At 37.9% G+C, this 24612-nt stretch carries 22 protein-coding genes; all 22 read right to left on the bottom strand.

The window, feature by feature from the left end; translation table 11 throughout:
• Positions 1-53: 53 nt before the first annotated feature.
• On the bottom strand, positions 54-1925 hold the full coding sequence (dnaK, locus tag LKF16_RS01055) for a molecular chaperone DnaK (protein WP_434735152.1): 1872 nt from the start codon (positions 1923-1925) through the stop codon (positions 54-56).
• A 28-nt stretch (positions 1926-1953) separates the two neighbouring features.
• Entirely contained in the window at positions 1954-2535 is a 582-nt protein-coding gene (gene grpE, locus LKF16_RS01050; protein WP_291472091.1) for a nucleotide exchange factor GrpE, read from the bottom strand.
• A 14-nt stretch (positions 2536-2549) separates the two neighbouring features.
• Entirely contained in the window at positions 2550-3596 is a 1047-nt protein-coding gene (gene hrcA, locus LKF16_RS01045; protein ID WP_291472089.1) for a heat-inducible transcriptional repressor HrcA, read from the bottom strand.
• A gap of 199 nt (positions 3597-3795) precedes the next feature.
• On the bottom strand, positions 3796-4731 hold the full coding sequence (gene ribF, locus LKF16_RS01040) for a riboflavin biosynthesis protein RibF (protein ID WP_291472087.1): 936 nt from the start codon (positions 4729-4731) through the stop codon (positions 3796-3798).
• 11 nt (positions 4732-4742) lie between these two features.
• The gene (gene truB, locus LKF16_RS01035) at positions 4743-5651 is read right to left on the bottom strand and encodes a tRNA pseudouridine(55) synthase TruB (RefSeq protein WP_291472085.1); all 909 of its coding nucleotides are present in this window, start codon (positions 5649-5651) and stop codon (positions 4743-4745) included.
• Between the two features lie 64 nt (positions 5652-5715).
• Entirely contained in the window at positions 5716-6072 is a 357-nt protein-coding gene (gene rbfA / locus LKF16_RS01030) for a 30S ribosome-binding factor RbfA (RefSeq protein WP_291472083.1), read from the bottom strand.
• Positions 6073-6084: 12 nt separating this feature from the next.
• The gene (infB, locus tag LKF16_RS01025) at positions 6085-8925 is read right to left on the bottom strand and encodes a translation initiation factor IF-2 (RefSeq protein WP_291472081.1); all 2841 of its coding nucleotides are present in this window, start codon (positions 8923-8925) and stop codon (positions 6085-6087) included.
• A 13-nt stretch (positions 8926-8938) separates the two neighbouring features.
• The gene (locus LKF16_RS01020; protein ID WP_291472079.1) at positions 8939-9238 is read right to left on the bottom strand and encodes a L7Ae/L30e/S12e/Gadd45 family ribosomal protein; all 300 of its coding nucleotides are present in this window, start codon (positions 9236-9238) and stop codon (positions 8939-8941) included.
• On the bottom strand, positions 9235-9543 hold the full coding sequence (rnpM, locus tag LKF16_RS01015) for an RNase P modulator RnpM (RefSeq protein ID WP_291472077.1): 309 nt from the start codon (positions 9541-9543) through the stop codon (positions 9235-9237). Before rnpM ends, LKF16_RS01020 begins: the two co-directional genes overlap by 4 nt.
• A gap of 17 nt (positions 9544-9560) precedes the next feature.
• Positions 9561-10736 carry a transcription termination factor NusA gene (gene nusA / locus LKF16_RS01010; protein WP_291472075.1) on the bottom strand — a complete coding sequence of 392 codons (1176 nt, stop codon included), beginning with the start codon at positions 10734-10736 and terminating at the stop codon, positions 9561-9563.
• A 10-nt stretch (positions 10737-10746) separates the two neighbouring features.
• Positions 10747-11214, bottom strand: coding sequence for a ribosome maturation factor RimP (gene rimP / locus LKF16_RS01005; protein ID WP_291472074.1), 468 nt, complete (start codon positions 11212-11214; stop codon positions 10747-10749).
• A 106-nt stretch (positions 11215-11320) separates the two neighbouring features.
• Positions 11321-15625: a PolC-type DNA polymerase III gene (locus LKF16_RS01000; protein WP_291472072.1), complete on the bottom strand. Its 4305-nt coding sequence runs from the start codon at positions 15623-15625 to the stop codon at positions 11321-11323.
• Positions 15626-15662: 37 nt separating this feature from the next.
• Entirely contained in the window at positions 15663-17369 is a 1707-nt protein-coding gene (locus LKF16_RS00995) for a proline--tRNA ligase (RefSeq protein ID WP_291472070.1), read from the bottom strand.
• A gap of 15 nt (positions 17370-17384) precedes the next feature.
• Positions 17385-18656 carry an RIP metalloprotease RseP gene (gene rseP, locus LKF16_RS00990; RefSeq protein WP_291472068.1) on the bottom strand — a complete coding sequence of 424 codons (1272 nt, stop codon included), beginning with the start codon at positions 18654-18656 and terminating at the stop codon, positions 17385-17387.
• Between the two features lie 19 nt (positions 18657-18675).
• Positions 18676-19470 (bottom strand): phosphatidate cytidylyltransferase, encoded by a 795-nt coding sequence (locus LKF16_RS00985; RefSeq protein WP_291472065.1) that lies wholly within the window; start codon positions 19468-19470, stop codon positions 18676-18678.
• A gap of 18 nt (positions 19471-19488) precedes the next feature.
• Positions 19489-20232, bottom strand: a complete 744-nt coding sequence (locus LKF16_RS00980; protein ID WP_291472063.1) for an isoprenyl transferase — start codon at positions 20230-20232, stop codon at positions 19489-19491.
• 20 nt (positions 20233-20252) lie between these two features.
• On the bottom strand, positions 20253-20813 hold the full coding sequence (gene frr / locus LKF16_RS00975) for a ribosome recycling factor (protein WP_291472061.1): 561 nt from the start codon (positions 20811-20813) through the stop codon (positions 20253-20255).
• Positions 20814-21542 (bottom strand): UMP kinase, encoded by a 729-nt coding sequence (gene pyrH, locus LKF16_RS00970; RefSeq protein ID WP_291472059.1) that lies wholly within the window; start codon positions 21540-21542, stop codon positions 20814-20816.
• A 179-nt stretch (positions 21543-21721) separates the two neighbouring features.
• Positions 21722-22600 carry a translation elongation factor Ts gene (gene tsf, locus LKF16_RS00965; protein ID WP_291472057.1) on the bottom strand — a complete coding sequence of 293 codons (879 nt, stop codon included), beginning with the start codon at positions 22598-22600 and terminating at the stop codon, positions 21722-21724.
• Positions 22601-22657: 57 nt separating this feature from the next.
• Entirely contained in the window at positions 22658-23452 is a 795-nt protein-coding gene (gene rpsB, locus LKF16_RS00960) for a 30S ribosomal protein S2 (protein ID WP_291472055.1), read from the bottom strand.
• A 143-nt stretch (positions 23453-23595) separates the two neighbouring features.
• Complete coding sequence (locus LKF16_RS00955) at positions 23596-23862, bottom strand: GIY-YIG nuclease family protein (protein WP_291472054.1); 267 nt, start codon at positions 23860-23862, stop codon at positions 23596-23598.
• Entirely contained in the window at positions 23852-24577 is a 726-nt protein-coding gene (locus LKF16_RS00950; RefSeq protein WP_291472052.1) for a tRNA1(Val) (adenine(37)-N6)-methyltransferase, read from the bottom strand. Before LKF16_RS00950 ends, LKF16_RS00955 begins: the two co-directional genes overlap by 11 nt.
• Positions 24578-24612 lie beyond the last annotated feature (35 nt).

The raw sequence follows: 24612 nt of genomic DNA, 5'->3' as shown, positions 1-24612 counted from the left end.
TTATTGCAACAACAAGATTATACCAGTTTAGCTAGTCATTATCTTTAGTTGTATTATTTTTTATCTTTGTCTGGGTCGACTTCTTTGAAGTCACCATCAACAGTCTTGCCGTCATCTGATTTACCATCAGAACTGTCAGAACCAGTTGCTCCAGCTGCACCTTGTGCACCATCAGCGCCACCTTGTGCTTGTTGAGCTTGTTGATATAGTTTAACTGACAAGTCTTGGATGATCTTATTCAAATCATCACGTTTTGACTTCATTTCTTCAATATCGCCAGAGTCTTGAGCTTTCTTCAATGCATCGCGAGCATCTTCAGCTTTCTTGATCTCATCGTCAGATACTTTACCCTTAACGTCTTTTAGAGTCTTATCTGTTTGGAACAATGCTTGTTCTACATCATTCTTAACATCGACTTCTTCCTTACGTTTATTATCTTCAGATTCGTGTTCCTTAGCTTCTTTCATCATTTGATCGATTTCTTCATCGCTCAAACCAGATGAACTCTTGATAGTGATCTTTTGTTCCTTATTTGTTCCCATATCCTTAGCAGATACGTTAACAATACCGTTTTTATCAATATCAAATGTAACTTGAATTTGAGGTACGCCACGAGGAGCTGCAGGAATGTCTGTAAGTTGGAAACGACCTAGGGTCTTGTTGTCGGCAGCCATTGGACGTTCACCTTGTAGTACGTGAATATCAACAGCACTTTGGTTATCTGCAGCAGTTGAGAATACTTGTGATTTACTTGTTGGGATAGTTGTATTTCTATCGATCAACTTAGTAAATACGCCACCCATTGTTTCAATACCTAATGATAGAGGTGTAACGTCAAGTAGTACAACGTCTTTAACATCACCAGAGATAACACCACCTTGAATAGCAGCACCAAGGGCAACAGCTTCATCAGGGTTGATTGAGTGATCAGGTGTCTTGCCTGTCCATTTTTCAACAGCTTCTTGAACGGCAGGAATACGTGTTGAACCACCGTTTAAGATAACCTTGTCGATGTCGCTGTTTGAAAGACCGGCATCTTTAAGTGCGTTGTCAACAGGAGTCTTAGTTCTTTCAACCAAGTCAGCTGTCAATTCGTCAAATTTAGCACGTGTCAATGTTTCTTCCAAGTGAAGTGGACCATTAGCACCTGATGAAATAAATGGCAAGCTGATTGTTGTTTGGCTTACACCAGACAAGTCTTTCTTAGCTTTTTCAGCAGCATCCTTCAAACGTTGAACAGCCATCTTGTCTTGTGACAAATCTACGCCGTTCTTAGCTTTGAATTGTTCTACTAACCAATCCATGATGTGTTGATCAAAGTCATCACCACCAAGTTTTGTATCACCGTTTGTTGAAAGTACTTCGAAAACTCCGTCTCCTAATTCAAGGATAGAAACATCAAATGTACCACCACCAAGGTCATAAACAAGGATCTTTTCGTCACCTTTGTCATTGTCAAGACCATAAGCTAATGCAGAAGCTGTTGGTTCGTTAACGATACGTTTAACGTTTAATCCGGCAATCTTACCAGCATCCTTAGTAGCTTGTCTTTGTGAATCATTGAAGTATGCAGGTACAGTAACAACTGCGTCTGTAACTTCTTCACCTAAGTAGTCTTCAGAGAATTTCTTAATGTATTGTAGGATCATTGCAGAAATTTCTTGTGGAGTATATGATTTGCCGGCTACTGTAACTTTGTATCCAGCTTCACCCATATGTCTCTTAATAGAAGAAACTGTATCAGGATTTGTGATAGCTTGTCTTTTGGCAACTTCACCAACTTGAATTTCACCATCTTTAAATGCAACAACAGAAGGAGTAGTTCTAGCACCTTCTGGGTTAGCGATAATCTTTGGAGAACCACCTTCAAGAACAGCAACAGCTGAGTTTGTAGTACCCAAATCAATACCGATTACTTTAGACATATACAAATACCTCTTTTTTTATAATTAATTATTGTGCAACTATTACCATTGCTGGGCGTAAAACTCGATCATTGAGTTTGTAACCCTTTTGAAGAACTTGAACGACTGTATCAGCTGGATGATCATCATCTGCTGGAACAGTTTGAACAGCTTGAGAATCATTTGGATCGAACTTTTCACCAACATTATCGATCACTGTAACGTTATTATCATCAAATGCCTTGATCATATGTTGTTGAACCATCTCGACACCTTTTTTCAACTGTTTGCCAGTTTCATCAGTTGCCTCGACGGAAAGAGCACGTTCCAAATTATCTAATACTGGAAGAATTTCCTTAGCAAGCTTTTGTCCATCATATTTAATAATGCCGGCAACTTCTTTCTTTTGTCGTGCAGCCATATTTTGGATTTCAGCTTGTGAACGGATGTATTTATCTTCCAATTCATCGTTCTTTTTTTGTAAGTCTGCAATTTGTTTTTCCAAATCAGCAGTCTTATTAGTTTCAGTCTTTGAAGTTTCCTTCTTAGTTGAATCCTTTGCCTCTTTAGTTGCGGCATTAGTTTCGTCTTCAGAAACCTCAGTTTTCTTTTCCTTCTCTTTATCTGACATTACAGCCTCCCATTTCATGAATCATCATACCTTGAGTAATAATCTATCAAGCGTTTTGCTAATTCGGTTCTAAACTCGCCGAGCAGTCCTATCAATTGCGAATAATGCATTGTCGTTGGACCTAACAGAGCGATGATACCCTTACCATGATGACCGACGTCATAATTTGCTGTGATGATACTGTAATTCTTCAACGCATCTGAACCAAGTTCACTACCTAGACGAACACGGATTCCATCGTTTGAAGAATTAGGATCAAGTAATTTTTTCAAATCATTACTTTGGTTAATGATTGAAAAAAGCGATTGTACTTCTTCCATATCGTTTCCATCAGCGTAATTTAATAAGTTCAATTGACCGTCAACGAAATACTTATCTGAATCTGCTTTCTTGAAAAGTTCATCGACCATGTCGACTAATCCATTAGCTGAATGCATGTAATTAGATAAGATCATTGGTACATCGTCATGTAACATTTGAATTACTTTTGGTAAAGGTTGACCGACTAATTTATCGTTGACAATTTTGACGAATTTCTCGATCAATGAACTATCAATTTCGTCGTCAACTGTGTAAATGTTACTCTCAACATTATTGTCGCTAGTAACTATGATTGCCATGATCTGGTGCGAATTTAATGGAACGATTCTAAAACCAGTTAAAAGCGTACGATTGCTTTCTGGACCTAACGTAATTGCAGTGTAACTAGTTAGATGAGAAAGAATCTGAGCAGATCTTTCGATGATGTCATCGAGTTGATGATACGTTTGGCCAAAATCCTCATCAATCTTTTTGGCAATATCTTGTGGCACAATACTAGGTTGAACCAAATAATCTAAATAATAACGATAGCCGTTAATTGAAGGGACACGTCCGGAGGATAAATGAGTCTTCTCGAGATAGCCTATTTCCTCTAGAGTAGCCATTTCATTTCTGATCGTTGCCGAACTAACATGAAACGGCAATGCGTTCATTAACGTTTTGGATCCAACCGGCTGGCCGGTATCTGTAAAAATGCGCACGACTTCTCTCAAGATTGCATCTTGACGTTCCGATAACATTATACCGTCCTCCTTTTAGCACTAAACATATTGGAGTGCTAACAATGTAAAATATAACAATGTAGCCCTTATGTGTCAAGTAATGACTTTCAAATAATTCATTTTTTTCAGAAAGAATTCATTGCTATTAAAAATCAATATTTTTATGAATCAATTCACAAAAAAACTGAGAATCGCATCACTACGACTCTCAGTTTACTTATTTATCATAAAGAAATGACTTTGAATTTTCACGGTCAAGTTTCAACTGATCGACCAATCCCTGGGCTCCGTCAAATTTAACTTCGCCACGTAAATAATGCAGCCACTCAATCTTGACGTCTTGTCCATAAATATCTTGGTCAAAATCAAATATATTGCATTCTACGGTAACACCAGTATTTTCTGAAAAAGTTACGTTATAACCAACTGAAGTCATTGAATCGTACCACTTGTCACCTACTAAGATTTTAGTGACATAGACTCCGATAGATGGAATCAGTTCACCTTTTCCGACAGCTAGATTTGCTGTTGGAAATCCCAGTGTCCGACCACGTTGGAGTCCATGAATAACGATTCCAGAATTTTGATAAGTATATCCCAGTAACTCATTAGCTTCGTCAATTTGATTATTTTCAATCAATTCTTTGATCGAAGTTGAACCAATTTTTTCTTGATCAAATGTCTGTTTGGGAACTGTGATTATTTTGAATTCATCATGCGAATAGTTAGGCAAAGTTTCCATATTAGCAATGTCTCGCTTGCCATAAGTATAATCAAACCCAGCGACCACATATTTAGCGTGCAATCCGATCATGTAGTCATCGACAAACTCTTGTGGAGACAACTTAGAAAATTCTTCGGTAAATTCAATGAAGTACAAATAATCAACACCCAATTGTGCAATGAGTTCTTGTTTTCTATTTTCAGAAGAAAGATATTTAAAATTTTGTTCTTTTTGATAGACCACACGAGGTGACCGATCAAATGTAAAGAGAACCGATTTTAAATTATGCTCATGTGCCAGATCAACACCTGTTTTGATGACTTTTTGGTGTCCCAAATGGACGCCATCAAAAAATCCCATAATCAAAACGGTATTTTCGGTAGGTATTTCGTAATCTTTAAGTGGGTGTGTTACGTGCAGTGTCTTCATATCCATCTCTTCTATTCATTCTTTAATAACATAATATCTGGAACCCAAGTCTTACGTTGCGTATCCCATTGATAAATTGCCTTAGTGACACCATCTTTAGTCACACGTAAGTCTTGTTTGATATCTGCATCTGGAAGATCCAAAAATCCACCATGCGATACTTTGATATCCCATTCTTCGTTTGAGAGTTGATGTGCCGGAATATAGTCCAATACATCATCAATGCTTTTTATAAAATCCGTACTACCTGATTCTACCATTGATTCAATATCTGACAATTTGAATGTGTCGTCCAAAGTATATCCCGCGCTTTTAGTCCTCGTCAATTGCGACATGAAAGCTGGTAAATTCAATCGCTCGCCAAATTCGACAGCCAAAGTTCTAACATAAGTCCCCTTTGAACAACGGACGTGAAATCTTAGTGTTTGTAATCCAGTCGTTTGATCAAATTTAGGATCTCCCAAAATATGAAAGTCATAAATCATAATATCTCTCACTGGTCGCTCAACCGTTTCTCCAGCACGAGCATATTCATACAATTTTCGACCGTTAACTTTTACAGCTGAAAACATTGGTGGAATCTGTTTTAATTCTCCGGTCATGCTTTGAAAAGTTTCGTTTAGACGATCCAATTCAATTGGATGTTCAAGCTTAGTCTGCTCAACGGTATCTCCTTCACGATCTTCTGTCGTCGTAGACCGACCAAGTGTTATTTCTCCCTCATATTCCTTAGGTGAATTGGTGAGAAGATTAACTAATTTAGTAGCCTGACCGACGCAAATAGGCAAAACGCCATTAACTAACGGATCTAATGTACCTGTGTGACCAATTTTTTTAGTTTTGAGAACTTTTCTCAACACATATACATAATCGGAACTAGTTTTTCCTATTTCTTTATTTAAAGGAACGACACCATTCATAATTTATCTCCACATACAAAAATTACACCTAATCAGCTATGCAATTAGATGTAATTTAAATTATTTAACGATTTTGTTCATCTTGATGAAGCTTAGCAATTAATTTATCGATCTTTTCGCCATAGCGAACTGATTGATCCTGTTTAAATTCAAGTTCAGGAACCTTGTATAAGGTCAATCTTGAACCCAATTCTCCACGAATTAATCCTTTGGCTTTATCTAGACCTGCTTGTGTCTTTTCTACATCACTCGCCTTTTCAGACAAAATGCTGTAATAGATCGTAGCTTGTTGCAAATCACCGGTCATTTCGACACCAGTAACTGTAACGCCTTGGACACGAGGGTCTCGAACACGTTTAAGTAAAATATCATTTACTTCTTTTTGAATTTCTTGTTCAACTCTACCAATACGATGTTTCATAATTTTATCCCCCTATTTGACAGGAACTTGTTCCATCACATAGGCTTCAACTTCGTCGCCAATCTTGATATCGTTGTAATTTTCGATAGTGATACCACATTCGAAGCCAGACTTAACTTCCTTAACGTCATCTTTGAAACGCTTGAGAGAAGCAAGTTTACCTTCGTACTTAACAACACCATCTCTAATAAGTCTTACACCGCTATCACGTGTGATGCTTCCATTATTAACAATACATCCAGCGATAGTACCGATCTTAGAAACATTGTATGTTTCACGAACAGTAAGATTACCTGTAACTTTTTCTTCGTATACTGGTTCAAGCATACCCTTCATAGCAGCTTCGATTTCATCAATTGCTTGATAAATAACTCTATGAAGTCTGATATCAACATTTTCTTCCTTAGCTTGAGTTCTAGCTTGAGCAGTTGGACGAACGTTGAAACCAATGATGATAGCATTTGAAGCAGATGCCAAGTTGACATCACTTTCAGTAATAGCACCAACGGCTTGATGGATGATGTTTACTCGTACACCCTTAACTTCGATCTTCTTAAGACTTCCGGCAATGGCTTCAGCAGAACCTTGAACATCGGCTTTGATAATAACGTCGACAGTCTTAAGTTCTCCTTCTTTCATTGTTTCAAACAAGTTATCTAATGTAACAGGGTTTGTGTTTTGACGTTCCTTTTGAAGAGCACGACTAGCACGCTCTTCACCAGCTGCACGAGCTGTCTTTTCATCATCGAAGACAACGAATTTGTCGGCAGATTCTGGAACATCATTCAATCCAGTAATTTCAACTGGTTGTGAAGGCAAGGCCTTCTTAACTTCTTTACCATGGTCGTTAGTCATAGTTCTGACACGACCATAAGTATTACCAACAACAACTGGATCTCCAACGTGAAGAGTTCCTTGTTGAATCAATAGTGATGCAACTGGTCCACGGCCCTTGTCCAATTTAGCTTCGATAACAGTACCGACAGCTTTTTGATCAGGGTTAGCTTTAAGTTCCAAGACATCAGCTTCAAGGTTGATCATTTCAAGTAATTGGTCAACGTTTGTACCCAATTTAGCAGAAATATCAACAAAGATAGTATCCCCACCATAATCTTCAGGAACTAAGTCGTATTCCATTAATTGTTCTGTAACGTGTTGTGGATTTGCACCTGGTTTATCAATCTTGTTAACTGCAACGATAATTGGGTCGTTAGCAGCTTTGGCATGGTTGATAGCTTCAATTGTCTGTGGCATAACACCATCATCAGCAGCTACAACTAGGACAACAATATCAGTGATATCAGCACCACGGGCACGCATATTTGTAAATGCAGCATGTCCAGGTGTATCTAAGAATGTAATTAAACGATCTTGAAGTCTTACTTGATAAGCACCGATATGTTGCGTGATACCACCTGCTTCACCAGCAGTAACGTGTGTATGTCTCAAATGATCAAGCAAGGTTGTTTTACCATGGTCAACGTGTCCCATGATTGTAACAACTGGTGGTCTTGGTTGTTGATTTTCAGTATTCTTGCTTTCTTCTTCAAAGTACTTGTCGATATCAGCGACATCTTCTTGAACTTTTTCTTCAGCATTAATACCGTAATCAGTAGCCAACAACTCAATTGTGTCCTTGTCTAGTGATTGGTTTTGGTTGATCATGATACCGAGCATAAATAATTTCTTAACGATTTCTGCTGGTTCACGATGCAAAATCTTACCTAAGTCCTGAGCATTCATACCAACTGTATAAACCAGTGTTTCTGGTAATGGACGTTCTTTTCTTTGTGGCATAACCTTCTTAGGCTCATTGTTACGTTGACGTTGTTGTCTCTTTCTTTCCTTCTTCTTCTTACGAGTTCCGAATGGGTTAGCGAGATTTGTCTTGTGGCCAAAGTTACGGTTTGGAGTTGCATTTGGCTTCTTGTATTCTGCCTTTGGAGCTTCAACCTTTGGAGTTGCAGTAGCTTTTGCCTTAGCAGCGGTGTTGTTAGCATTTGCTGCTACTGGTCTTGTACTGTTGTTATGGTTGTTGTTGTTATTGTTGTTAAAGCGTCTGTTATTATCGTTAGGACGGTTGTTTGAACGATTATTATTTGGACGATTATTGTTATTGTTTGAGCGATTATTGTTGTTACTGTTGTTGTTATTGCGTCTATTAGTATTAGGACGGTTAGTTGTACGACTTGCATCTTGGATGTTTGTCTTATACTTCTCTAGATACTTGTTACCGGCACTTTGTCTAGGTCTTGGTGCTTGAGCAGTTTGTTCACGTCTGACGTTGTTGTTGTTACGACGGTCGCGAGATTGAAAACTGCGGTTATTGTTGTTGCTGTTTGAACCATTATTACGTTGGTTATTGTTATTTGAACGGTTGTTGCTTGAACCATTGTTATAACGGTTGTTGTTATTAGGGCGATTGTTGTTATTGTTTGAGTTCGCATTATTAGTCGTATGGTTACGATTGCCATTTTGATTATTGTGCGAATTATTATTGTTGTGACCATGGTTATTATTGTGTTCAAAATGACCACGGTTAGTCTTATTTGGATCACGTCTTACTGCAGTGATCTTGATCTTAGTCTTGTGATCACCTGACTGACCTTTATTTTCGCCCTTGTCAGCTTTTGGTGCAGCAGAATGTTCTGCAGGTTTTGAGGCAGGTTTAGCAGCAGGTTTCTTAGCTGATGAACCACCCTTAATTGCAGAAACAATTTTCTTTTCATTACCTTCATCAACGGATGAAGAAACAGTTTTAACGTCTAGACCTAATTTTGCAGCAGCATCTAATACAACTTGATTCTCAACACTATTTTCTTTCGCAATAGTATAGATTCTCTTTTTTGCCATCCTATCACACTCCTTATTTTTTCATAATGTCATTTAACCTTCTAGCAATTCCAGTATCAGTTATACCCATAACTTTCCTATCCTTACCAATTGATTTTTTTAATTCTTCACTTGTAAAACTATCCACTACGGGTACTTTATAAAAAGTAGTTTTGTCATTTATAGTTTTGTGAGTTCTAACACTACAGTCACTTGCCATTATAACCAATTTCACCGTATTGTCACGAACTCCTTGTAAAGTTAGGTCAGTCCCACTAACTATTTTGCCAGCTCGGACTGCAATTCCTAAGAAATTTAAGAATTCATTTTTCAATGTTTCTTACCTAAATCACCAAACAAATCCATTCTAGCCTTTTGATGATCAACGAATTCAAACAATTCGTCATAAAAATCTGGTGAAACTTTCTTTGAAAATACCTTTTCAAGCACTTTCTTAGATTTAGCTTCTTTGATTGCGTCGGGATCAAGACCAACATATGCACCTCGACCAGACTTCTTGCCAGTAGGATCGATGGAGATGTTACCTTCTTTATCTCTGACTATTCTGACCATTTCCCTTTTAGGAAACATTTTATCTGTCAAAATATCTTTACGCATTGGTACCTTACGAGTTGCCAATTCCATCTCCCCCTTTATTATTCGTTTGAATCAGAATCAGAGTCGTTGTCGTTTGAATCTGTTTCATTATCAGAACTATCGTTTGGAGTTTCTGATGATAAGTCGTCACCATTTTCAATGTCATCGATGTCAACATCTTGGTCGTCATCGTCAACGAATTCAACTTGTGACTCTGGTTTGATATCAATCTTGTATCCAGTCAATTTAGCTGCTAAACGGGCGTTTTGACCTTTTTTACCAATTGCCAATGACAAATGATAGTCAGGAACGATTACCATACATTGTTGCTTGTCTTCATCGTCAAATTGAACAGCAATTACTTCGGCTGGATTCAAGGCGTTGGCGATATAATCTACTGGATCATCAACATAAGGAACTACATCAATATTTTCTCCATTTAATTCATCAACAACTGCTTGCACACGTGCACCCTTTGGACCAACACAAGTTCCAACAGGATCGATGTCAGGATTGTCTGATTTAACAGCAATCTTAGTCCGATCGCCAGCTTCACGAGCGATTGAAACGATTTCTACTGTTCCATCATAAATTTCGGGAACTTCTTGTTCAAACAAACGTTTAACTAAGTTCGGATCGGTTCTAGAAACAAACACTTGTGGTCCCTTAGTTGCGTTTTCGACTTTCGTAACATAAACGCGAACACGGTCACGAGGATTGTATGTTTCATTTGGCATTTGGTCAGATTTTGACATAACAGCTTCGATCTTACCAAAACTAATGTAAACAAAACGATTATCGCTACGTTCAACGATTCCTTGAATTATTTCATGTTCGTATTGGCTATATTCATTATAGATGATATCGCGTTCAGCTTCACGGATTCGTTGCATAATTACTTGTTTAGCTGTTTGAGCAGCGATCCGTCCGAAGTCTTTAGGTGTAACTTCTTCTTGAATATGGTCGCCAATTTCATAACCTTTACTGATAGCTTGTGCGTCTGCTAATGAGATCTCCAAGCGATCATCTGCAACTTCATCAACTACTTCCTTGACAGAGTATACATGAATATTGCCTTTTTTAGCATCAAATTTAACTTCAACGTTTTGGGCTTGATTGTAATTACGTTTGTAAGCAGCAACTAAAGCTGCTTCTAGTGATTCAATAACGTATTCTTTTTTGATACCTTTTTCTTTTTCCAATGCATCAAGTGCATCGACCATTTCTTTTGTCATACTTATCTCCTTAGAATTCTATTGCAAGTCTGATCTTCGCAATTTTGTCCCGGTCAATTGTTACTTGCTTGGTTCTAGTTTTAACCTTATAAGTCATTGTGATCTGATCATCAGTAACGGAATCTAAGTTGCCCTCGTAAATCTTTTCTCCATCAACCTTTTGATAAAGAGAAACATTAACATAGGCACCTTGATAATTACTTAAATCTTGATCATTTTTTAATGGACGTTCTGCGCCTGGTGAGGAAACTTCTAGATAGTAGGCAGGATCGATTGGATCGAGTTCATCAAGCTTTTCCCCATATTCCTCGCTGATAACAGCACAATCATCAATCGTGATTCCACCCTTTTTGTCAGCGTAAACTCTTAAATACCAGTCACCACGTTCATGAACAAATTCCAAATCAACTAGGAAAAAATCATGTTTTTCCAAGATTGGTTGTAAAATGGCTTTCAATTCATCAGTTTTTGTGTCCAAATTTACCCTCCATAGTAATCGGCAATAAAAAGAGCGAGCATTTCTGCTCACTCATTCACGGTAATTAACTGAAATATAATTTACCATATATTCCCAATAAAATCAACTAAAACAGCGATAATTGGTTCTCATCAGGCATTCCATCCAAGACATGATTATCGGACATATATTCGATAATCGTCTTTGATACCTTTCCACGAATCGAAAGGTCTTCTTTAGAAAGGAATGGCTGTTCTTCTCTGGCCGCAACAATTTGTTTTGCAACGTTGTCACCCAAGCCAGGAATTGCGTTAAATGGTGCTAACAAAGTATGGTCATCGATGATCTTAAATTCAAACGCATCGGATTTTTCCAAATCAACCATCTTGATATTGAATCCACGTTCGAGGCATTCGTTGGCAATCTCTAGTACCGTCAACAAATTCTTCTCTTTTGTAGATGCGTCCATCCCTTTGTTATTGATCTCTTGCATAGCATTTTTGACTGCTTGCTTACCAGAAGTCATCGCCACTAAATCATAATCATCAGCACGAACTGACATGTAAGCACTGTAATAATAAAGTGGATAGTGAACTTTAAAATAAGCAATCCGTAATGCCATCAAAATATAGGCAGTAGCATGGGCCTTAGGGAACATGTATTTGATCTTCAAACAAGATTTGATGTACCAATCAGGAACGTCGGCATCCTTCATTGCTTGTTTCCAATCATCGGGAATACCTCTACCCTTACGAACATGTTCCATGATTTGAAATGCCATTTGCGAATCCATACCGTAGTGAATCAAATCCATCATGATATTATCACGACAGCCAATAACGTCTTTTAGAGTTACCACGCCTTGGTCGATCAGCTCTTCGGCATTTCCTAGCCAAACGTCAGTACCGTGAGATAATCCAGAAATTTGCAGTAATTCAGCAAATGTCGTTGGATGAGTTTTTTCCAACATTCCACGAACAAATCGAGTACCAAATTCTGGGACGCCTAACGTACCAGTTTTTGAAAAAATTTGTTCAGGCGTAACACCTAACGACTGTGTTCCTGAAAACAATGCCATGACATCTGGGTCATCAACTGGAATAGTTTTAGGGTCGATTCCGGATAAATCTTGCAACGTACGGATCATGGTTGGATCATCATGTCCAAGAATATCCAGTTTCAAGATATTATCATGGATCGAATGGAAATCAAAGTGAGTGGTCTTCCAAGCTGCGTTTTGATCGTCAGCAGGATATTGGATCGGCGTAAAGTCAAAAATATCCATATAATCTGGCACAACAATAATACCAGCTGGATGTTGACCGGTAGTTCTTTTAACACCAGTTGAACCCATAGCCAGTCGTTCTTCTTCAGCGTTTCTCAATTGTTTGCCAGTCAGTTCTTCATAATTTTTAACATAACCAAAGGCGGTTCTATCAGCAATCGTACCAATGGTACCAGCACGGAATACGTGATCCTCACCAAAAAGTACTTTAGTGTAGTTGTGCGCTACAGGTTGATAGTCTCCAGAGAAGTTAAGATCGATATCAGGAACCTTGTCACCTTTGAAACCAAGGAAAGTTTCAAATGGAATATCCTGACCATCTTTTAACAATTCTGTACCACATTTTGGACAATTTTTATCTGCCAGATCAAATCCTGAACCAACTTCACCTTTGGTATAAAATTCAGAATATTTACACTTAGGGCAACGATAATGCGGTGGCAATGGATTAACCTCAGTTATACCAGTCATTGTCGCAACGAAACTGGAACCAACGGAACCACGAGATCCAACCAAGTATCCATCTTTATTAGATTTATACACCAGACGCTGCGAAATCAGATAAATAACTGAGAATCCATTACCGATAATACTTTTCAATTCTTTGTCCATTCGTTCTTGAACAATTTCTGGCAACGGATTGCCATATAATTCATGAGCCTTATTCAAGGTCAAGTTCTTGATCTCGTCTTCGGCACCTTCCATTTTCGGCGTGTACAGTTTGTCTTTGACCGGAGACATTTCATCGATCGAGTCCATAATCTGATGCGCATTATCAACAATAATTTCTTGAGCATCGTCATCGTCCAAAAAACTGAACTCGTCAAACATTTCATTAGTAGTTCTGAATTGAACATCCGGTAATTCCTGACGTGCTAGAGGATTACTCTTAACAGCTTTAATTACGATATCTCGATAAACCTTGTCTGACGGGTCAAGATAATGGACGTCGCCAGTTGCAACAACTGGTTTGTTGATCTCTTTTCCTAATTTAACAATGTTACTGATAATTTCTTCGAGCGATTGTTCATCTTTGATGATCTTAGCATCCAAAAAATGTTGATAAACCGGTTTTGGCATAACTTCTAGATAGTCGTAATATTGGGCAATCTCGCGGGTTTCATCATACCCTTTTTGCATCATGGTCGTGAAGACTTCGCCCTCTTTACAAGCAGAACCAACGATAATACCTTCACGATATTTGTTTAACATTCTTCTTGGCACTCTGGCTGTACGATAAAAGTACTGCGTCATCGAGTAAGAAACGATTTTAAAAAGATTTTTCAATCCTGCCTGAGTCTTTGCCAATAAAATCGCATGGCTTGGGCGAGCTTGTTTATAGGCCTCTTCTCCACCAACATTATCATTTAGCTGCGAAACATTATTTGTTCCATACTTTTCTTCTAATTCATCAAAAAGTTTATACATCAAATATCCAGTTGTCTCAGCATCAGAATCGGCACGGTGATGGTGCTCTAAGACAATGTTATAGCGTTTGGCTAAGGAGTCCAACTTATGATTACGGTATTCAGAATGAAGCGTTCTCGACATTTCCAACGTATCAATGACCGGCATTGATAGTCGTTCTCTACCTAAACGGCTAAGAGCAGAATTCATGAATCCCATATCAAAAGTTACATTGTGTCCCACCAAGATATCATCGCCAATAAAGTCCATAAATTCAGGGATTATTACACTCTCATCAGGGGCATCCTTGACCATATCATCAGTGATACTAGTCAGATTTGTCGTGATCTCAGACAATGGATGTCCAGGATTAATGAATTTGTCATATCGATCGATAACTTCACCGTTTTTCATTTTGGTAGCACCAATTTCAATGATCGAATCATAAACGGCCGACAAACCGGTAGTCTCGGTATCAAAAATAACATATTCGGCACCATCAAGAATTTGATCGCGTAAATTATAGGCAATTGGATTGCCCTCATCAACTAAATCTACTTCGACGCCATAAGCGATTTTGACGCCAAATTTTTTACCAGCTGAATAAGCTTCAGGGAACGCTTGTAATGCACGATGGTCAGTTATAGCAATACCTGTTTGTCCCCAATCAGCTGCACGTTTGACCAATGCTGTAGCACTTGGAATGGCATCCATTTGACTCATATTAGTATGTGCATGCAGTTCGATACGTTTTTGACCTTCCTCAGCCGTATCTTGTCTAGTTTCATGTTTGATGATATTGATATCGTTAGCCATGATAACTAGTTCACGTGAGAAAGTATCTTCTTGGACATTTCCACGAACTCTGATCCAAGCACCTTTGTCGAGGTTTTCAAAAAAGGCTTCGTCTTCTTCACCATTAGAAAACTTCTTGATACTGAATGAAGAAGTATAATCTGTAACTTTGAGGATCATCAAAGAACGACCTGATTTTAGTTTGCGGACATCTTTATCAAAAATATATCCCTCAACGACTTTGTTTCGGTCTTCTTCAACAATGTCAATCATTGAAATGATTGGTTGGTCATCAGCAATCTTCTTACCTAATTTATTACCACTGCTAGGAGTAGATTTCTGAGCAGCTTTTTTCTCGCTGACTTCTTTCGCCTTATCTTGGAATACCTTTTCTTTTTCAGCGTTAGAAGCTTTTAACTCATCAAGCTTAGCCTGCGATTTCGCCTCATCAACATTGCAGCGAATTTTGAATGCTGGAAAGCCAAGATTTGAATACTCATTCTGAATTCCCTCAATAATTTCACCATTCATAAAATCTGCCATGAAGCTATTTGAGACTGACAAGAAAACTTGACCATTTTCAAAATGTGGTGGATTCTGAACCATTAATTGTGAAACGACCGGCGAATTTATTTGAGCATGGCTTAGAACATATTTCCAATAATCACGGACTAATTTTTCATCTAGATTGGCATTGGGAACCGAGATCTCAAAGTCTACTTTTGCGATATCTGTGAAGCCATTGTTCAAAGCTTCATTAAAAATTTGAAAGTCATTAAATGGCAAAATATTATTGAACTCAAAAAAGAAAGTCCATCTTTTTGACTGCTTATGGACTTCCACTTTATTTAATTTGGCATTATCAAACAAATCATTGTTTGGTAAAACATTTTCGAGTTTTATCTGTTTGATCAGAATTTTAAATAAGTCTTGATTATCTGACATAAAATACCTTTCTTAAATAAAAAAAGCTTAAGCCTCATTACTGATTCTTAAGCAAAATTTTTACCGAATTAACTAATTCGTCTTTATTTACCTCAATTGTCTCTCCAGTCTTTCTCAACTTCAGTTCAACAATTGAGTCTGCTGCCTTTTTACCAACTGTGATTCTGATTGGGAATCCCATCAGATCTGAATCGGCAAATTTAACACCAGGACGTTCATTACGATCGTCTAATAATACGTCGTAGCCTTCTTCTTTGAGGAGGTCAACAACATCATCACTTAATTTCTTTTGAGTATCATCTTTATATTTAATTGGTACAACGTGGATTTGATATGGCGCCAGTGCAGCTGGCCAAACAATACCATTTTCATCGTTGTGCTGTTCAATAATAGCAGAAAGTAGACGTGAAATTCCAATACCGTAACTTCCCATGATAATCGGTTGTGATTTTCCATTTTCATCTAAGAAATTAGCACCTAGATCAACGGAAAATTTAGTTCCCAATTTAAAGATATGACCAATTTCAATTCCTCGCGTGAACTTAAGCAATCCATGACCGTCAGGAGAAGGTTCTCCTTCTTTAATGATCCTAACGTCGTTAAACTCAGGCTCGCCATCGACCAAATCTTCAAAGTTAGCATTGATATAATGCTTATCTTCTTCATTTGCGCCAATGACAAAATTATCTAGTCCTTCTAAAGAACTATCATAAATAACTTTTACATCTTCATTGATACCTAATGGACTGATAAATCCTGGCTTACTGCCAAATAAATCGTTGACTTGTTCAGCAGTTGCTTCATCTAAAAAGGTTGCTTTAAGTAAATTAGTCAATTTAACGTCATTAACTTGATAATCTCCTCTGATCATTACCAATACAGGTTTCTCATCGGCAATATAAGCAACAGCCTTCATGATCTTGGATTCATCAATATCTAAAGACTTAGCCAAAGCTTCAATCGTGTGTAAATCAGGCGTATCGATTTTTTCAATTGCTTTATGTTCCTCTGAAGGAACTTGTTCGATCTTGCTAGTTGCCATCTCTAAGTTGGCAGAATATTCGCTCTCTTCAGAATAAGCAATCGTATCTTCACCAATATCAGCAACAGCTGAAAATTCTTTGGATGCAGTTCCACCCATTGGACCAGCATCGCCAAGAATAATGCGATAATTCAATCCGCATGCATCAAAAATATTGCGATAAGCTGTTTCCATATGATTAAATTCAACATCCAAATCTTCGTAGTTGGATGTAAATGAATATGCATCCTTCATATAGAACTCTCTTCCACGCAATAATCCATAACGTGGACGATCTTCGTCTCGATACTTAGGCTGCATTTGGTACAGAACCATTGGCATCTTTTTGTAACTATTCAAATTCTCTTTGACCACGCTGGTAAAAGTTTCTTCATGCGTTGGGCCAAGAATGAATTCCCTTTTGTGACGATCTTCAAATTTAAAAAGATTATCGCCATATGTTTCGTATCGTCCGCTTTCTTTCCACAAATCAGCAGGTAACAATACTGGCATCATCATTTCAACAGCGTCAATTTTTTTCATTTCTTTACGAATAATATTTTCAATTTTTTGGATTACGTCCCAAGCTAGAGGCAGCAATGCATATGCTCCAGCGGATACTTGTCTGATATATCCAGCACGTAGCATCAACTGATGACTGACTGCTTCAGCATCGGATGGCACCTGTTTAAGTGTTGGAATATACATTCGAGATTGTTTCATTCTCGCTAGTTCCCCCTATTTAATAAAGAATCTTTGGATATCGTTCCAAGTTACTGCGACCATTAATAGAACCAAAATACCAACACCGATCAAAGAAATAATCGTTTCATATTCTTCTGGAATTGGTTTTCTTCTGATGGCTTCAACGATGTTCATGATGATTTTCCCACCATCTAGTGCTGGGATTGGAATCAAGTTTACGATCCCCAGGTTCAAAGAAAGCATAGCCATAAATTGAATCACGTAAACTATCCCCAACGAAGATGCTTCAGATGTCATCGAATAAATACCAACGGGACCAGCCAGTTGATTAATATTAAATCCTCCGGTCAACATTTTGCCTAGTTGTCCAAAGATTGCTTCGGTTGTTTGAAAACTTGAAGTAAATCCATATTTAAGCTTGGCGCCAACAGAATTATCGCGTTGTGCGGCAACTCCAATCATCCCGTATTTTTGACCATTGCTTGTCGCAGACTTAGGAACTACCACTACGTCCTTAGTCTTATTTCCAGACTTAACCGTTAAAGTGGTCTTTTTGTCAGGTCTTGCCTGAATGGCAGAAATCAATTCGGTCCAATTAGTGGTTTTCTTACCTTGAACTTTAGTGATTGTGTCATTCTCTTTTAAACCGGCCTTTTGAGCTACGCTATCATGCATAACTGGGCCAATTTGATTAGTATTTGTCAAAACTCCGCCCGACATCATAAATGCAGCAATAGTTGAACAAACAATTGCCAAGACAAAGTTATTGAATGGTCCAGCAAAATTTGTGATCATCCGTTTCCAAACCGAAACTGACTGAAGTTGAACATCTCGAGGGGCAATTTGCACCTCAGTTCCATCTTCTTCGACAATTGTAGCGTCATGATCGACATTAAAAGTCTTGGTTTCAGATTCATCACCGTTTTCATATCCTTCAATCGTCAAGTCGTCAACTAAATCGGCCTTAGAAATTTGAACTGGAACGGCATTGGCATCATAAACTTTGCTGGAGATGATAATTTTAGTAACTTTTCCGTTATCATCCATGACTAAAGAAGACATAGTCCCGGGTTTTATCTCGGAATCGTCTTCTTGAGATCCAGCCATACGTACGTATCCACCGAGCGGTAATAACCTCAATGTATATGTAGAGCTATTTTTTCGATAAGCGACAATTTTCGGACCCATTCCGACCGAAAATTCTCGAACTAAAATTCCTGATTTCTTGGCAGCATAGTAATGTCCAAATTCATGCACGATCACTAAAATACCAAAAACAATTATAAATGTTATTATCGCGGTCATTTTAACCTCCACGAAGCGATTAGACTAAACCAAAAATGTGTAACATTGGTAAAACAATTAGCATACTATCAAATCTGTCCAAAATACCACCGTGGCCTGGCAAAATGTTACCTGAATCTTTAACCTTGTAGAAACGCTTGTAAGCTGATTCTATTAAATCTCCAATTTGACCAAATATCGAAAGTACGAATGCAATCATTAACATATCTACCATTGGGTATTTTTGAGGAACAAAAATCATGTATATTCCTGAAAAAATCAATGCACAGACGATTCCGGCAATCGTACCTTCCCAAGTCTTGTTGGGACTGATAGCTGGCCAAAGCTTATGCTTTCCGATTTTTCTACCGAATGTATAGGCAAAAATATCAGTTGACCAAACTACGATTAAAGCAAATAACAATAGTCCCAAACCAGCTTTAGAATTTCTGACAGAAGCTAAGTAATGGAAACCAATTCCTACATAAACCATGGTAATCGCAGAAATTGCTGCATCTTCAAAATTGAATTTATTTTTGGTGAATACAGTAACCATTAGTAACAAGACGACAAAGATATATAAGATATCCAGTCGATTAAATCCATTTGGTAACCAACCTCGGTAGAAATTAACAGGTACCGCTAAAGCTAAAGTACCCAAGATGGTAATTACGAAGTCGATTGAAACTATTATACGCTTACGCATAATATAAATCTCAAAAACACCAATTGCTGCTAATACCGCTGCTGCAACTTCAAGCCATACCCCACCAGCTAGTAGGATCGGAATAAAAATTGCCAGAGCAATAACGGCAGTTATCACACGTTGTTTCATAATTTTCCCCCAAAGTTGTTAAACTGTTCCAAATCGGCGATCACGATCGTTAAAAGTCCGGATGTCATTTATCAGGTTGTCTGATGTAAAGTCCGGCCAATATGCATCGTCAAACACCATTTCAGTATATGCCATTTGCCATAATAAGAAATTAGAAATTCTCTCTTCGCCACTCGTACGTATCAAGAGATCAGGATCAGCGTACTTGCCTAAGACACTGGTAAACAATTCATCTGAAAAAGCTTTCTCATCAATATCTTGTGGCTTGATCTCACCAGCGACAGCTTTTTCAGCCAAGATCTTGGTAGCGTTGATGATTTCTGCACGTCCGCCATAGTTGAATGCAAAGTTTAAGACCATTCCGGTATTATCTTTGGTATCTTCCATCGCTTTATTAACGACATTTTGAGTTTTAGTCGGTAAATCGTCCTTGAATCCAGTAATTACGACTTTAATGTTTTCTTTGATCAAATCAGGCATGAAAACGCCAAAGAAATCAACCGGAAGTTTCATTAGAAAACTTACTTCGGTACTAGGACGTTTCCAGTTTTCGGTAGAAAAAGCATACAAACTGAGAACTTTAACACCCAAATGACTAGCAGTGGTGGCAATGCGTTTAACATTGTTCATACCCTCTTTGTGACCAGCAATTCGTGGTTGACCACTTCTCTTTGCCCAACGACCGTTTCCATCCATGATTATCGCAATATGATCTGGCACTCTTAAATTATTGATCTGCCCATCGATATTATTTTCTGTCATCGTACAATCGTTCTGAAGGTTTATCCTTCAGTGATTTCCTTTTCTTTGTCTTCAGCTAATTTATTAATACGGTCGACTGCTGAATCAGTAACTTTTTGAATTTGCTTTTCAATATCGTGGAAGTCATCCTCAGAGATATCGCCATCTTTTTGTTGTTTCTTGATTGAGTCCATACCCTCACGACGGACATTTCTAACTGCAACGCGTGCATCTTCAGCTTCCTTACCAACCTTTTTGGCAATTTCTTTTCTGCGTTCACCAGTTAGTTGTGGAATAACTAAACGAATAACATCACCATCATTGGCAGGGTTTAAACCCAAGTCTGATGAGTTGATTGCATGTTCAATGTCGTCTAATGATGATTTGTCATAAGGTGTGATCATAAGAACACGAGCTTCAGGAATGTTAACTGAGGCAACTTGGTTCAATGGAACTGGAGTACCGTAATATTGTACTTGGATGTTGCTAAGGATCGAAGCATTAGCTTTACCTGCACGAATATTAGCTAATTCGCGATTCAAAACTTCAATCGAATTGTTCATTTTTTCTTTTGATGTTGAAACTGCACTATTTTCAGCCATTTATTTTGTACCACCCTTAATGATTGTTCCAATGTTTTCACCTTGAACAACCTTTTTAATGTTTTCTGCTTTGTTCAAATTAAAGACGATCAAAGGAATGTTGTTATCCATTGATAATGATGAAGCTGTAGAATCCATAACACCAAGGTTCTTGTTAATAATATCAAGTTGTGTCAATTCGTCATATTTCTTAGCTTGTGGGTCTTTTTGTGGATCAGCTGAATAAACACCATCAACATTATTTTTAGCCATTAGAATCACGTCTGCTTCGATTTCAGCTGCACGTAATACAGCAGTTGTATCAGTCGAGAAGTAAGGGTTACCAGTTCCACCTGCAAAGATAACGACACGTCCCTTTTCAAGATGACGAACTGCCTTTCTTCTGATATATGGCTCTGCAACTTGGCGCATTTCAATTGATGTTTGTACACGTGTAGGTACATCCAATTGCTCCAAACCATCTTGCAATGCTAAACCATTCATCACTGTGGCCATCATTCCCATGTAATCAGCTTGAGCACGATCCATGCCCATCTCAGCGCCAGTTTCTCCACGCCAAATATTTCCGCCACCACAAACGATAGCAATTTGAACTCCTAATTCGTGAATACTCTTGATCTGTTCTGCGACTTGTTTGATAACAGGAGGATTGATTCCAAATCCTTTTTCACCGGCTAATGCTTCACCAGAAACCTTTAGAATTACTCGATTGTATTTAATGTCAGGCATAAGTGCACTCCTTTAATTTTGCTATTTAATATTTTAACATATTCCATATTAAAAAATTTAAATTCAACCCTTAATTTTACACGATTCCTAGATTGGTTTAAAGCTATTGTCGAATATAAATGAAGATAAAATAAAAGACCGCCTAATTATAAAATTAAGCGATCCCCCATTAATGATTATTATTTCATTTGATTTTTAACTTCTTCAGCAAAATCTTCCTTAGGCTTTTCGATACCTTCGCCAACTTCGAAGCGAACGTAATCAACAAGTTTACTATTCTTAGATTCAACAAATTGTTGAACTGTCATATCAGAATCCTTAACAAATTCTTGATCAGCTAAACTGATTTCTGAAAGGAACTTGTTTACACGGCCTTCAACAATACGAGGGATAATCTTTTCAGGTTTTCCTTCGGCTTTTGTTTCTTCTGTGAAGATTTCTTTTTCATGTTCAAGAACATCACTAGGAACGTGGTCACGGTCGATGTAACGAGGATTGATAGCAGCAACATGCATTGCAACATCCTTAGCAGCTTCTTCATCAGAACCTTCAAGGACAGTAACAGCAGCAATCAAGCCACCATTATGCAAGTATGAACCGAATACTTGTGAGTCCGTCTTGTCTAAGACTTTGAAACGTCTCAAGGTAATCTTTTCACCGATAACAGCAGTTAAGCCAGTAACAGCTTCTTGGATTGTACCTTCTGAAACTTTAAGTGCAAGTGCTTCGTCCATGTCTTTTGGTTCATTTTCAACGATAGCTTTACCGATCTCGTTTACGAGAGCTTTGAACTTGTCGTTTGATGAAACAAAGTCAGTTTCTGAGTTAACTTCGATGATTGAAGCTTTGTTACCTGAAATTTCGATATGTGCTAAACCTTCAGCAGCGATACGGTCGCCCTTCTTAGCAGCTTTGGCGATACCTTTTTCACGAAGTTCGTCAATTGCCTTTTGCATATCTCCGTCAGCAGAAACCAATGCTTTTTTAGCATCCATCATACCAACACTTGTCTTATCACGTAATTCTTTAACTTGAGCAGCAGTAATTTTAGCAGCCATTAATTATCCTCCAGTCAGAAAGAAAGTCATCTTTACAGATGACTAATCAAATCTAAATTATTTATTATCGTTAGCACTTTCATTATCGTCGTTTTCGGCAACATTTTCAATGGATTGACCTTCGTCATTTGAACCATCTTTAGCAAAGTCGTCAGCAGATACTGAATCTTCACCTTGTTTACCTTCAACAATGGCATCAGCCATCTTTGAAACGATCAAACGTACGGCACGGATAGCGTCATCGTTTGATGGAATGATAACATCGATAGGATCTGGATCTGTGTTTGTATCAACCATAGCAACAATAGGAATATTAAGTTTCTTGGCTTCGTTAACAGCGATGTTTTCTTTGTGTGGGTCAACAATAAACATAACATCAGGAATTCTTGGCATATCTTCGATACCACCAAGGAATTTTTCAAGTTTTGCTTCTTGTTTTTCTAACAAAGCAACTTCTTTCTTAGGTAGACGTTCGAAAGTTCCGTCTTCTGACATTGCTTTGATTTCTTTTAATCTCTTAATACGTTTTTGGATTGTGTTCCAGTTAGTCAAAGTACCACCTAACCAACGATGGTTAACGTAGTATTGACCTGCACGTGTTGCTTCTTCTTCAATGGCATCTTGTGCTTGTTTCTTTGTACCAACGAATAAGAATACACCGTCATCACCGGCAACTGCTTTCATATAGTTGTAAGCATCGTCGATCATGCGAACTGTTTTTTGCAAATCAATGATATAAATACCATTTCTTTGTGTGAAGATGAAAGGTTTCATCTTAGGGTTCCAACGTCTTGTTTGGTGACCAAAATGTACACCGGCTTCAAGAAGTTGTTTCATTGAAATAACTGACATATGTATGTCCTCCTGGTTTTTTCCTCCACCTAAATCATTTCTAGTCAAGACGTCTTAACGCACCGTTGACTAAATCATTAAGTGTGTGTATTTGCAATACAAGCAAATATTATAGAGGATAAACACTTCAAAATCAAGAGATTCTACCAACTTATTCCATTGGCAATCAGTAGTTCTTCTTTTTTAGGACGAGTTAGTTTTTTTATCGCAGCTTCTCGTTTTAACGCTGCTGATTTATCCGCGAGCTTTTCAGTGTAAAGTAATTTAACTGGACGTCTTGTTTTGGTATACTTTGCGCCCTTACCGCTGTTGTGTGTCTTGACTCTTTTTTTCACGTCATTAGATGTGCCAGTGTAAAACGTCCCATCTGCACATAGTAATATGTATACGAAATAACTATCATCTTTCATTTAAAATCTTGGCTGCCTCCTGGGTTAAAACATCCCCATTATACATAATTAAATCAGGCAATACTTCTAGATTACCTGACTTTACTGTCTTGATTGCGTCAACTAAAACCAAATTGGCAGCCGCATTGGCACGTGTTCTGACAAAACGCACCTTCTTGGGCTGCAATTTATTTTTTAGCAAATCAGAGAATAATTCTGGCAATCGATCAGGACGATAAACCATAAATAGATGGCTGTTTTCTTTCAACAAGATCATTGATTGATGAAGAATTTGGTCAAGGTTAGTTTTTATTTCATGTCGGGCGATTGCTAAAACGGGATTTTCCTTAATCTTTGCTTGAGAATCATTGGCAAAATAAGGCGGATTGCAAGTGATTGTGTCCACTGTATCGTGATCAAGATATTGCAACACATTATTCAAATCATCAATTATTAACGTTACCTGTTGTTCGAGCTGGTTTTCTGCAATGCTCCGTTGAGCTAGCTTTGCCAATTCAGGTTGGATCTCAACAAGGTAAATATGAGCATTAGTTTTTGCGGTCAAAGAAAGTCCGATAGCACCATTTCCGGAACATAGATCAACTACTCGACCTTTTTTTGACGGTTTTGCGAAGTTATATAGTAGAATGGTGTCTAAATTAAATGAATATAGGTCTTTGTCTTGATTTATTATTACGCCACTGTTTGCTATAATATCCTTTGACATTTTACTCATGATATACCTACCTTACTTTTTACATAAATCTCATT

It is taken from the genome of Companilactobacillus sp. (genome assembly GCF_022484265.1).
GTDB lineage: Bacteria > Bacillota > Bacilli > Lactobacillales > Lactobacillaceae > Companilactobacillus.
This window is presented reverse-complemented; position numbering and strand designations above follow the sequence as displayed.

What these genes read in the sequence shown, in the direction of transcription:
- dnaK (WP_434735152.1), bottom strand. Translation starts at nt 1,925, where the DNA reads ATGTCTAAAGTAATCGGTATTGATTTGGGTACTACAAACTCAGCTGTT.
- grpE (WP_291472091.1), bottom strand. Translation starts at nt 2,535, where the DNA reads ATGTCAGATAAAGAGAAGGAAAAGAAAACTGAGGTTTCTGAAGACGAA.
- hrcA (WP_291472089.1), bottom strand. Translation starts at nt 3,596, where the DNA reads ATGTTATCGGAACGTCAAGATGCAATCTTGAGAGAAGTCGTGCGCATT.
- ribF (WP_291472087.1), bottom strand. Translation starts at nt 4,731, where the DNA reads ATGAAGACACTGCACGTAACACACCCACTTAAAGATTACGAAATACCT.
- truB (WP_291472085.1), bottom strand. Translation starts at nt 5,651, where the DNA reads ATGAATGGTGTCGTTCCTTTAAATAAAGAAATAGGAAAAACTAGTTCC.
- rbfA (WP_291472083.1), bottom strand. Translation starts at nt 6,072, where the DNA reads ATGAAACATCGTATTGGTAGAGTTGAACAAGAAATTCAAAAAGAAGTA.
- infB (WP_291472081.1), bottom strand. Translation starts at nt 8,925, where the DNA reads ATGGCAAAAAAGAGAATCTATACTATTGCGAAAGAAAATAGTGTTGAG.
- nusA (WP_291472075.1), bottom strand. Translation starts at nt 10,736, where the DNA reads ATGACAAAAGAAATGGTCGATGCACTTGATGCATTGGAAAAAGAAAAA.
- LKF16_RS01000 (WP_291472072.1), bottom strand. Translation starts at nt 15,625, where the DNA reads ATGTCAGATAATCAAGACTTATTTAAAATTCTGATCAAACAGATAAAA.
- LKF16_RS00995 (WP_291472070.1), bottom strand. Translation starts at nt 17,369, where the DNA reads ATGAAACAATCTCGAATGTATATTCCAACACTTAAACAGGTGCCATCC.
- rseP (WP_291472068.1), bottom strand. Translation starts at nt 18,656, where the DNA reads ATGACCGCGATAATAACATTTATAATTGTTTTTGGTATTTTAGTGATC.
- LKF16_RS00985 (WP_291472065.1), bottom strand. Translation starts at nt 19,470, where the DNA reads ATGAAACAACGTGTGATAACTGCCGTTATTGCTCTGGCAATTTTTATT.
- LKF16_RS00980 (WP_291472063.1), bottom strand. Translation starts at nt 20,232, where the DNA reads ATGACAGAAAATAATATCGATGGGCAGATCAATAATTTAAGAGTGCCA.
- frr (WP_291472061.1), bottom strand. Translation starts at nt 20,813, where the DNA reads ATGGCTGAAAATAGTGCAGTTTCAACATCAAAAGAAAAAATGAACAAT.
- pyrH (WP_291472059.1), bottom strand. Translation starts at nt 21,542, where the DNA reads ATGCCTGACATTAAATACAATCGAGTAATTCTAAAGGTTTCTGGTGAA.
- tsf (WP_291472057.1), bottom strand. Translation starts at nt 22,600, where the DNA reads ATGGCTGCTAAAATTACTGCTGCTCAAGTTAAAGAATTACGTGATAAG.
- rpsB (WP_291472055.1), bottom strand. Translation starts at nt 23,452, where the DNA reads ATGTCAGTTATTTCAATGAAACAACTTCTTGAAGCCGGTGTACATTTT.
- LKF16_RS00955 (WP_291472054.1), bottom strand. Translation starts at nt 23,862, where the DNA reads ATGAAAGATGATAGTTATTTCGTATACATATTACTATGTGCAGATGGG.
- LKF16_RS00950 (WP_291472052.1), bottom strand. Translation starts at nt 24,577, where the DNA reads ATGAGTAAAATGTCAAAGGATATTATAGCAAACAGTGGCGTAATAATA.